General features: G+C 46.2%; 7 protein-coding genes and 1 rRNA gene. All 8 read right to left on the bottom strand.

Annotated features, from left to right (window positions below):
• Nucleotides 1–550: 550 nt before the first annotated feature.
• Nucleotides 551–1642, bottom strand: a complete 1092-nt coding sequence (locus tag ACKA06_RS21485; protein ID WP_032085248.1) for a PIN/TRAM domain-containing protein — start codon at nucleotides 1640–1642, stop codon at nucleotides 551–553.
• A 213-nt stretch (nucleotides 1643–1855) separates the two neighbouring features.
• A complete protein-coding gene (disA, locus tag ACKA06_RS21480) occupies nucleotides 1856–2926 on the bottom strand; it encodes a DNA integrity scanning diadenylate cyclase DisA (RefSeq protein WP_058300080.1) in 1071 nt (356 codons plus the stop codon).
• Nucleotides 2927–2932: 6 nt separating this feature from the next.
• A complete protein-coding gene (gene radA, locus ACKA06_RS21475) occupies nucleotides 2933–4309 on the bottom strand; it encodes a DNA repair protein RadA (RefSeq protein ID WP_058300079.1) in 1377 nt (458 codons plus the stop codon).
• A 250-nt stretch (nucleotides 4310–4559) separates the two neighbouring features.
• On the bottom strand, nucleotides 4560–7001 hold the full coding sequence (clpC, locus tag ACKA06_RS21470) for an ATP-dependent protease ATP-binding subunit ClpC (protein ID WP_411160615.1): 2442 nt from the start codon (nucleotides 6999–7001) through the stop codon (nucleotides 4560–4562).
• Between the two features lies 1 nt (nucleotide 7002).
• Nucleotides 7003–8085, bottom strand: a complete 1083-nt coding sequence (locus ACKA06_RS21465) for a protein arginine kinase (protein WP_411160614.1) — start codon at nucleotides 8083–8085, stop codon at nucleotides 7003–7005.
• The gene (locus ACKA06_RS21460) at nucleotides 8082–8630 is read right to left on the bottom strand and encodes a UvrB/UvrC motif-containing protein (protein WP_411160613.1); all 549 of its coding nucleotides are present in this window, start codon (nucleotides 8628–8630) and stop codon (nucleotides 8082–8084) included. Before ACKA06_RS21460 ends, ACKA06_RS21465 begins: the two co-directional genes overlap by 4 nt.
• A gap of 18 nt (nucleotides 8631–8648) precedes the next feature.
• The gene (locus ACKA06_RS21455) at nucleotides 8649–9110 is read right to left on the bottom strand and encodes a CtsR family transcriptional regulator (RefSeq protein ID WP_032085242.1); all 462 of its coding nucleotides are present in this window, start codon (nucleotides 9108–9110) and stop codon (nucleotides 8649–8651) included.
• A 501-nt stretch (nucleotides 9111–9611) separates the two neighbouring features.
• Nucleotides 9612–9684 (bottom strand): 5S ribosomal RNA (gene rrf, locus ACKA06_RS21660); the annotation flags it as partial.

Here is a 9684-nt window from a genome sequence, read left to right as displayed (position 1 = left end):
AAGGGGGCTTTTTTTATGCACATCGCAAAAACTTCAATATAAACGCAATTTACTTTATAACAGGAATGCTCCTCGTCGCTGCGCTCCTGTGAGAAGAAATGCGCAGGCGGCTCGTACAGAGGCGACAAGCATAAGGCGAACAAGTCGGAAAGGCGCTCTTTGCCTTTTTGGCTTGTTTGACTTATGACCTCGAGCCTCTAGCCGCCGGAGCTGGACAAGTCTCGACCTTTCCTCTAAATCCCGTCGGAGTCAAGTGCCTTCCGCTCCAATCCACTCTGAATTAACAAATGGACAAAGCATATCAAACCACCAATTGGCTAACTACCGAAGACTAACCTGGCTGCCCGCGGAATTAAAGCCCTGCACTCCGATCAACCGCTGGGTATGGCCTGATACACTTCCGCTATTCAATATGTATAATTTCTTCCAGTGAACTCCGTCAATAAAAGTTATAAAATAAGCCAGCCTGAAAGATTTGGAGACCTTTCAGACTGACTTGGTTTATTGATATTGTTCAGCTTGGACGGCAAGCCGCTTTCACTTTTATTTGTTAGAGTGCTTTTTCGAGTTGTTTGGGTTTGGCGAAGATCATTCGGCCTGCGGATGTTTGCAGGACGCTTGTTACAAGGACGTCGATGTATTTGCCGATGTAGTTGCGGCCTTCTTCGACGACGATCATCGTTCCGTCGTCCAAGTATGCGATACCTTGATTATGTTCCTTACCGTCTTTTATCACCTGGACCTTCAATTCCTCTCCAGGGAGGACAACAGGCTTCACGGCATTTGCAAGATCATTGATATTCAATACTTGTACACTTTGAAGATCGCAGACTTTATTCAGGTTGAAGTCATTCGTCACGACGATGCCGTTCGTAAGCTTTGCCAGTTTCACAAGCTTCGAATCAACTTCCTGGATTTCTTCAAAATCTCCTTCGTAAATCTGAACCTCGACCGGCAGTTCTTTCTGGATACGGTTTAAGATATCAAGTCCTCTTCGTCCACGGTTTCGTTTTAACACATCCGATGAATCGGCAATATGCTGAAGCTCTTCCAAGACAAATTGAGGAATGACAACGATTCCTTCAAGGAATCCGGTCTGACAGATATCCGCGATACGTCCGTCGATGATTACGCTTGTATCTAAAATCTTAAGTGTTTTAACCCCGTTTTCTTCAAGGTCTTCCTCAGACCCCTTTTTCCTGCCTTTGCCGGCAGCCGGAAACAGGTTCATCAGTTCATCTCTCTTTTTAAAGCCAACCTGGAATCCCAGATAACCAAGAATCAAAGTTAATAGAATGGGAACGACCGTGTTCACGATCGGAATTTCCATCTGGTTAAAAGGAATACCAAATAAATAAGCTACAAAAAGTCCGATAATCAAGCCGAGGCTTCCGAATAATAAATCAGTTACAGGCGCCTTTACAAGACTATCTTCAAACCACTTAACGAAATTGACTACGTACTCGACCGCCCAAAACGTAAGAATATAAAAGATAATGGCACCAAATATGGCAGTCATATAAGGGTTATTTAACAAAGGAATGTCAGATAAATTTAGTACGGTTAACAATTCGGGAAGAAGAAAGATCCCAAGTGTCCCGCCTACGATAAGGAAGCATGCTTTCACGATATTCTTTAACATTCCCTCACCTCCTCCTACTCATTATAAACAATTTACTATTTTTAAAACGTCCGAAATAGGAAAACTTCGTGAATTTAACCCAAAAGAAATATTTTGATACAGTGGACCCAATTCTAATGAGGGTCTTAAAAAAAGGCTAACATGTCCGGGTCTGACTGTCAATTTTTTGAAAAAGATACCATTGTATCATAACAGGGCCTTTATGACTAGCTTTTACAATTGACGGTCTGCGAACGTCTGTTCTTTTATGAGTTTGAGACCTTCTTTGATTTTTCTTGCCCTTACTTCCCCGATTCCTTCCACTTCGTCCAGGTCATCCACTGAAGCACTGCACACTTTCGGCAGTGACTCGAATTCCGTGATCAGGTTTTCAATGATGACAATCGGAAGACGGGGAATCTTATTCAGCACGCGGTATCCCCGCGGGCAGATGGCATCATCGTGATGCACATAGCCATGGTGGCCGAGAAGTTTTAGGAGGACATTATCATCAAGTACCTCAGAGTGTACAAGTTCCTGGAATTTATACAGCACTTCAAATGGCTTGATGTCCCGGTTATGTGCATAATCCCTGATGATGAGCATCGCTTCCTCTTCGATGTCCGCAAGCAGCTCATTCATCTGCAGGCGGATCAGCCTTCCTTCCGTCCCAAGCTCACTCAGGTACGTCAGCAGTTCATTCTTGATGCGCAGAACCATCTCAAATCGGTGAAGTACCTGAAGAAGGTCGCCATAGGTGACAAGCTCTTCAAACTCCAGGACAGACAGATTTGAAATACTCTGATCAAGTACGACTTTGTACTTTTCCAATGTCTGAATGGCCTGATTTGCCTTTGTTAAAATAACCGAAATATCCTTGAGCGCATATCGGAAACCACCCTGATAAAGCGTAATGACATTGCGTCTCTGTGAAATGGCAATCACGAGGGCATTTGTCTGCCTCGCAACCCTCTCCGCCGTCCGGTGCCTCATTCCGGTTTCAGTGGAAGGCACGTACACATCAGGAGCCAGCTGGGCATTGGCATACAGAATCTTCGTACCGGCATCATTTAAAATGATCGCGCCGTCCATCTTTGCAAGTTCATACAAATAGCTCGGGGAAAAAGGGCTGTTAATATGAAATCCGCCATCGACCACAGATCTGACTTTGTCATTATAACCGACAACGATCAGCCCTCCCGTTTTTGCCCGAAGTACATTATCTATACCCTCTCTGATCGGCGCACCGGGCGCGACAAACTGCAATATATCAGAAATCGATTTCTCGGTTTTTTTCTCTTCCATACCTCTTTATCCTCCTAAAATAAGGGACAATGCCTCATTTATCGTGGCTACTCCCACTACATTGATATCAGAAGGCGGGTGCCATCCGCTCAAATTATTTTGGGGTACGATCACACGTTTGAACCCTAATTTGGCTGCTTCCTGGACCCGTTGTTCAATTCTCGAAACTCTCCTGATCTCACCGGTAAGCCCTACTTCCCCGATGATGCAGTCATGGGGGTTGGAAGCTTTATCCCGGAAACTGGAAGCGATGCTCGCAGCCACCGCCAAGTCGATTGCCGGTTCGTCAAGCTTCACCCCGCCGGCCACTTTGAGATAGGCATCCTGCTGCTGCAAGAGCATTCCCACACGCTTCTCCAATACAGCCATGATCAAGGAAACCCGGCTGTGCTCGATCCCGGTCGCCATACGGCGCGGATTATTGAAACTTGTCGGCGTGACCAGCGCCTGGATTTCAACAAGCACAGGCCGCGTCCCTTCCATCGAAGCGACGACGGTGGATCCTGTCGCTCCTTCAGAACGCTCCTCAAGGAATATCTCAGAAGGATTGGCCACCTCTTCAAGCCCCAATTCTTTCATTTCGAATATACCCATCTCATTCGTCGATCCAAAACGGTTTTTCACCGCTCTTAAAATACGATAGGAATGATGGCGCTCTCCTTCAAAATAAAGAACCGTATCAACCATATGTTCGAGCAGTCTCGGTCCTGCGATCGAACCTTCTTTAGTAACATGCCCCACAATGAAGATCGCAATGCCTTTCGTTTTTCCGATTCTCATCAAATCCGCCGTACATTCACGAACCTGGGAAACGCTGCCCGGGGCGGATGTCACTTCAGGATGATAAATCGTCTGTATGGAGTCGATGATCACAAAATCAGGCTCCAGATGCTCGATCGTCTGGTGGATGGATTCCAAATTGGTTTCTGCATAAATATATAGTTCGTCGCCCTTTATATTCAATCGATCAGCTCGCAGTTTTGTCTGCTTGATCGATTCTTCCCCTGAAATATACAAGACTTTCTGATTTTGCTGTGCCAGCTGCGAGGAAACCTGAAGCAGTAAAGTAGATTTCCCTATACCCGGATCTCCCCCTATTAAAACCAGCGAGCCAGGTACAACACCGCCGCCGAGGACCCGGTTCAATTCCCGGGATTCGGTCAGTACCCGCGGCTCCTGTCTGGTTTCGATGGATGATAGTTTCTCAGCCTTCGAAGGTCCCGTTTTCTCGCTGTGCATAAAAGCAGCCCTGGGCTGTTTCCCGGTGATGGCCACCTCTTCTACCATCGTATTCCACTCACCGCACCCTGGACATTTCCCCATCCATTTAGGAGATTCGTATCCGCACGATGAACATACAAATTTCGTCTTTTTCTTTGCCAAATCAGTCTTCTCCTCTTCTACTCTATTTTAACGAACGTCGATTCATACCAATCCTATTGGATTGATTGTAACGATTTTGTGTAATCCTTTCAATGAAAAGCCCTTCGGGTGTATGTATGAAAGATTTCCAGTCTTGCACTTCCAATCAACCGCTGGAGCAGATTGAAAAATCCCAACAAATCATCAATAATAAATTATCAAAAAAGAGGTACACGCCTTTCTTGTACGTGTACCTCTTTTCACCAGGTGATCAGGTAGTGGTATTTGCTTCTTCTTTTACTTTTACGACGAATTCTTTATCTTCAACGTCGATCAGGATATTTTGGCCTGTCAGGACTTTTCCTCTGAGAAGCTCTTCTGACAGCTTATCTTCGACGTGCTTTTGAATCGCACGGCGCAGCGGCCTGGCCCCGTATTCAGGATCGAATCCTTCATCCGCAATCTTTTCTTTTGCAGCGGATGACAGCTCGATATGGATATCCTGTTCCTTAAGGCGTTTTGTTAGCTGATCGGACATCAGCGTGACGATTTCTTTTAAATGATCTTTCTCTAAAGAGTGGAAGACGATGATTTCATCGATACGGTTAAGGAACTCGGGACGGAATGCTCTCTTAAGCTCTTCTATGACCTTCCCTTTCATATCTTTGTAATCTTCTTTTCCATCCTGGATGTTGAAGCCGACATACTTATTGCTCTTCAGCGACTGTGCACCGACGTTCGATGTCATGATGAGCACAGTATTCCTGAAGTCGACCGTTCTGCCTTTCGAGTCAGTCAATCGCCCGTCTTCAAGTACTTGAAGCAGGATATTGAAGACATCCGGGTGAGCTTTTTCAATCTCATCCAGCAGGATGACGGAGTAAGGCTTGCGGCGCACTTTTTCCGTCAGCTGTCCGCCTTCATCGTACCCCACGTAGCCTGGAGGAGACCCGACGAGTCTTGAAGTCGAATGCTTTTCCATGTACTCGGACATGTCAATCCGGATCATCGCTTCCTCATCACCGAACATGGACTCTGCGAGCGCGCGGGCAAGCTCGGTCTTCCCTACACCGGTAGGCCCGAGGAATATGAAGGAACCGATCGGACGCTTAGGGTCCTTCAGTCCTGCGCGGGCACGGCGTACAGCTTTTGAAACGGCCACTACCGCTTCAGACTGGCCGATCACCCTTGAATGAAGAATTTCTTCGAGCTTCAACAGACGGTCCGTTTCTGTCTGCGCAAGTTTGGATACAGGAACTCCCGTCCAGTTTGATACGACTGTCGCGATATCTTCGACGGTCACCTCTGTATTTTCCTGTCCCTGCTTTTCTTTCCACGTATTCTTGGTCTCTTCCAGCTCTTCGCGAAGCTTCTGCTCTGTATCCCGGAGTGACGCGGCTTTTTCAAACTCCTGGCTTTGAACCGCAGCATCTTTTTCTTTGCGGATCTCTTCAAGCTTTGATTCAAGCTCCTTCAGATTCGGAGGTGTTGTATAAGAACGAAGGCGGACTTTAGAGCCTGCTTCATCTATTAAATCAATCGCTTTATCCGGCAGGAACCGGTCTGAAATGTAACGGTCTGATAATTTGACCGCAGCCTCAATTGCATGATCCGTGATCGATACACGGTGGTGGGCTTCATAGCGGTCACGGAGACCCTTCAAGATCTGGATGGACTCCTCTGCTGTCGGCTCATTCACCTGGATAGGCTGGAAGCGGCGTTCGAGGGCTGCATCCTTTTCAATATACTTGCGGTACTCATCAAGCGTAGTCGCGCCGATACATTGAAGTTCACCGCGTGCAAGTGACGGTTTAAGGATATTGGATGCATCGATCGCTCCCTCTGCCCCGCCGGCACCGATCAAGGTATGAAGCTCATCGATGAACAGGATGATGTTTCCTGCCTGACGGATTTCATCCATCACTTTCTTCAGGCGGTCTTCAAACTCTCCGCGGTATTTCGTACCCGCAACAACCGTTCCCATATCGAGCGTCATAACGCGCTTGTCACGGAGGATCTCCGGAACTTCGTTGGCGATGATCTGCTGGGCAAGCCCTTCTGCAATCGCCGTTTTACCTACGCCGGGCTCCCCGATCAGTACCGGGTTGTTTTTCGTGCGTCGGCTCAATACCTCGATGACACGCTGGATTTCCTTGCTTCGCCCGATAACGGGATCAAGGCTTCCTTCACGGGCAATTGCAGTCAAATCACGGGCCAGGCTGTCTAGCGTCGGGGTGTTCGCATTGGTGCTGCCGCCTCCCTGATGATTGTTCGAATCATTACTGCCAAGAAGCTGAAGCACCTGCTGCCTTGCCTTATTCAAGCTGACGCCGAGGTTTCCAAGTACTCTCGCTGCCACGCCTTCACCTTCACGGATCAAACCGAGTAAAATATGTTCCGTACCTACATATGAGTGGCCAAGCTTGCGCGCTTCATCCATCGACAGTTCGATGACCTTCTTCGCTCTCGGTGTATAGTGGATCGTCTGGGACTTCTCGGTGCCTTTCCCGATGAGGCCTTCTACTTCCTTCTGGATTTTTTCCGGGCTTAGTCCCAGTGCAGTCAAAGCTTTTGCTGCAATACCTTCGCCTTCACGGACAAGTCCCAATAAAATATGTTCAGTGCCAATATTACTGTGCGCCAAGCGGATTGCTTCTTCTTGAGCCAGTGCCAATACCTTTTGTGCTCTTTCTGTAAATCGACCAAACATCATATTATTCTTCCTCCTCACATGCGTCTTTATCTAATTTAATTCGCTCTCGTATCAAAGAAGACCTTCTTATGTCTCGTTCATTCGGTCTGAGGGGCCCTCCCGAGTATTGCTGAAGGAACCCCGGCTGAGTCAAAATCATTAGTTCATTCAATATATTCTTGGATATGTTTTTGATGTATCCTAAATCGATTCCAAGTCTTACATCGGATAAACATTTCGCTGCTTCCTTGGACTCGATGATGCGGCTGTGTTCGAGCACCCCGAGAGACCGGAACACTCTGTCTTCTAATTGTATGTTTGATGTCTTGACTAATGCTTCCCGTGCGGACTCTTCTTTTTCGATGATCTGCCTTACGACGCTTAATAAGTCTTCCACAATATCCTCTTCAGATTTTCCTAACGTGATCTGATTCGAAATTTGAAAGATGTTTCCGAGGGCTTCACTTCCTTCACCGTAAATACCTCTCACCACCAGCCCGAGCTGGTTGATGGCAGGAATGATGCGGTTCAACTGCTGGGTCAGTACAAGCCCGGGAAGGTGCATCATGACAGAGGCCCTGAGGCCCGTGCCAACATTCGTCGGGCACGTCGTTAAGTATCCGTGTTTCTCATCAAACGCATAATCGAATTCACTTTCAAACCAATCGTCGATTTTATTTGCCCGGTTCAACGCTTCTTTCAGCTGCAATCCCGGATATAGACACTGTATTCGAATATGGTCTTCTTCGTTTATCATAATGCTTACATCTTCTTCATTTGATAAAAGAACTGCACCTTCATTCTCGTTTTCCGCTAAATTCGGACTAATGAGGTGTTTCTCCATCAATACCCTTTTTTGAAGAGGTTGAATCTCATTCGTGGCCAGAAATTCTAATTGACCTAAAGCTTTTGGGTAATGAGGGACTTTACCCCTCACCGTGCTCACAATTTCTTTCGCTTCTTCCGCTGAATACAGCGTTGAGAAACGGAAATCGGTAAAATTGCGGGCCAGTCGGACCCGGGAGCTGAGTACGATATCCGAATTCGGACCTTCATCATTCATCCAAGAGCTGACGGCATTACTTAAGAATCTCTCAAGACTCATTGCGCATCCCCTCCCTCTTTTTTAACCTCTTTTTCAAGGGAGCGGATTTCATCTCTGATTTCGGCCGCTTTCTCAAACTCCTCATTTTCGATCGAGTTCTGTAAATCTGTCCTCAATTCCAGAATCTTTTTCTTTATATGGATGGACCCGCCCATTCGTTCGGGAACTTTCCCGTGATGTTCGACATTGCCGCTGTGCACTCTTTTTAAAATGGGATCAAGCTGGGATTTGAAGGTCTCGTAACAGTGAGCACATCCAAACCGCCCCACTTTGACGAACTGCTGAAACGTCATCTTGCATTTTTCACATTGTAAAACCTCTTGCTGAGGAACCTCTGAAGTTTTCGCCTGCTTTAAGGCAGGTGATATATTAAGGAGTCCGGCCAATAAGTTGTTAACTGAAAATCCAGGTGAAGAATCAAACATAAACTGATCTCCCTTGTCCTGGGCACAGTGTTCACACAAATGCACTTCCGTCTTTTCCCCGTTCACCACTTTTGTAAAATGAAGAGTGGCCGGCCTCTCATTGCATTCTTGACATATCATCCAACTCACCTCTCAACCTTACTCATACTTCAAGCTATCAAGCATAGCCTTTAACATTCTGCCGCGCAGTATATCCCTTTCAGGCAATTCAACCATGATCACGGAACGATCCATTACGCTCAGCATGATCTTGGCTTCCCGCGCAGAAATGATATCTTCCTCTACCAGTCTGAAAATAATATCTGCTGCCGTAGTTTGACTGACCGCTTTCGTCACCAGTGATACAAGCTGATCTATAAGATGGACCTGATCATGGGCCTTTACCTTCATAATCCGGATATAGCCCCCTCCGCCCCTTTTACTCTCAACCACATACCCTCTCTCGATTGTGAAACGGGTATTGATCACATAATTAATTTGAGAAGGAACACATTGAAACTTATCCGCAATTTCGCTTCTTTTTATTTCGACTATTTCACTTTCACTGAGATCCAAAACATTCTTTAAATAACTTTCAATGATGTCGGAAATGTTCCTCATCAGACCTCCTCCTCATTTTGACTTTGACTATATTTGACTATAATTATACAATCGAGCCCCGAACTTTGCAATTGAGAACTCACTCTTAGAAGTTTTCCTGTTTTGGAAAACTTTTAAACGTATAAAATGGATGTTGTTTGAGATTGTGATGGGTGTTTGATGCTGCCTGGGATAGTGTATGTTTTAGGGGTGTGGTGGGTTAATGGGTGGTATTGTGGTTCGGGATTGGTTAAAGGTCGAAGGTGGTGGGCCTGTTGGTGTGTTGGTGTGATCTTTGGGAGTGATGGCAATTGGTTAGGGGCGAAATACGGTTTTGATAATATAATGGGATTTTTGATAATAAACCCGTCGTTTTTGATAATATATCGGTGCTCTGCCCCATTATCACAGCGTTTTCAACTCCAAACGAACCTCCTCCACCCCCATTTTCACCAAAAAACATATAAAAACCAATAAAACCACAAAAAAACAGCCCAAAACTTGAGCTGTTTTTTCACATTTGCCTGGCGATGTCCTACTCTCACAGGGGGAGATCCCCCAACTACCATCGGCGCTGAAGAGCTTAACTTCCGTG

Origin of the sequence: Rossellomorea oryzaecorticis (genome assembly GCF_045897515.1) — a bacterium.
GTDB lineage: Bacteria > Bacillota > Bacilli > Bacillales > Bacillaceae_B > Rossellomorea > Rossellomorea enclensis.
The sequence above is the reverse complement of the archived record's forward strand: the minus strand, read 5'-3'. Positions and strand labels throughout refer to the sequence as shown.

Bases quoted from the DNA above. Each gene is read 5' to 3' on its own strand.
- ACKA06_RS21455 (WP_032085242.1), bottom strand. From the start codon at position 9,110: ATGAGGAACATTTCCGACATCATTGAAAGTTATTTAAAGAATGTTTTG.
- clpC (WP_411160615.1), bottom strand. From the start codon at position 7,001: ATGATGTTTGGTCGATTTACAGAAAGAGCACAAAAGGTATTGGCACTG.
- disA (WP_058300080.1), bottom strand. From the start codon at position 2,926: ATGGAAGAGAAAAAAACCGAGAAATCGATTTCTGATATATTGCAGTTT.
- ACKA06_RS21460 (WP_411160613.1), bottom strand. From the start codon at position 8,630: ATGATATGTCAAGAATGCAATGAGAGGCCGGCCACTCTTCATTTTACA.
- ACKA06_RS21465 (WP_411160614.1), bottom strand. From the start codon at position 8,085: ATGAGTCTTGAGAGATTCTTAAGTAATGCCGTCAGCTCTTGGATGAAT.
- ACKA06_RS21485 (WP_032085248.1), bottom strand. From the start codon at position 1,642: ATGTTAAAGAATATCGTGAAAGCATGCTTCCTTATCGTAGGCGGGACA.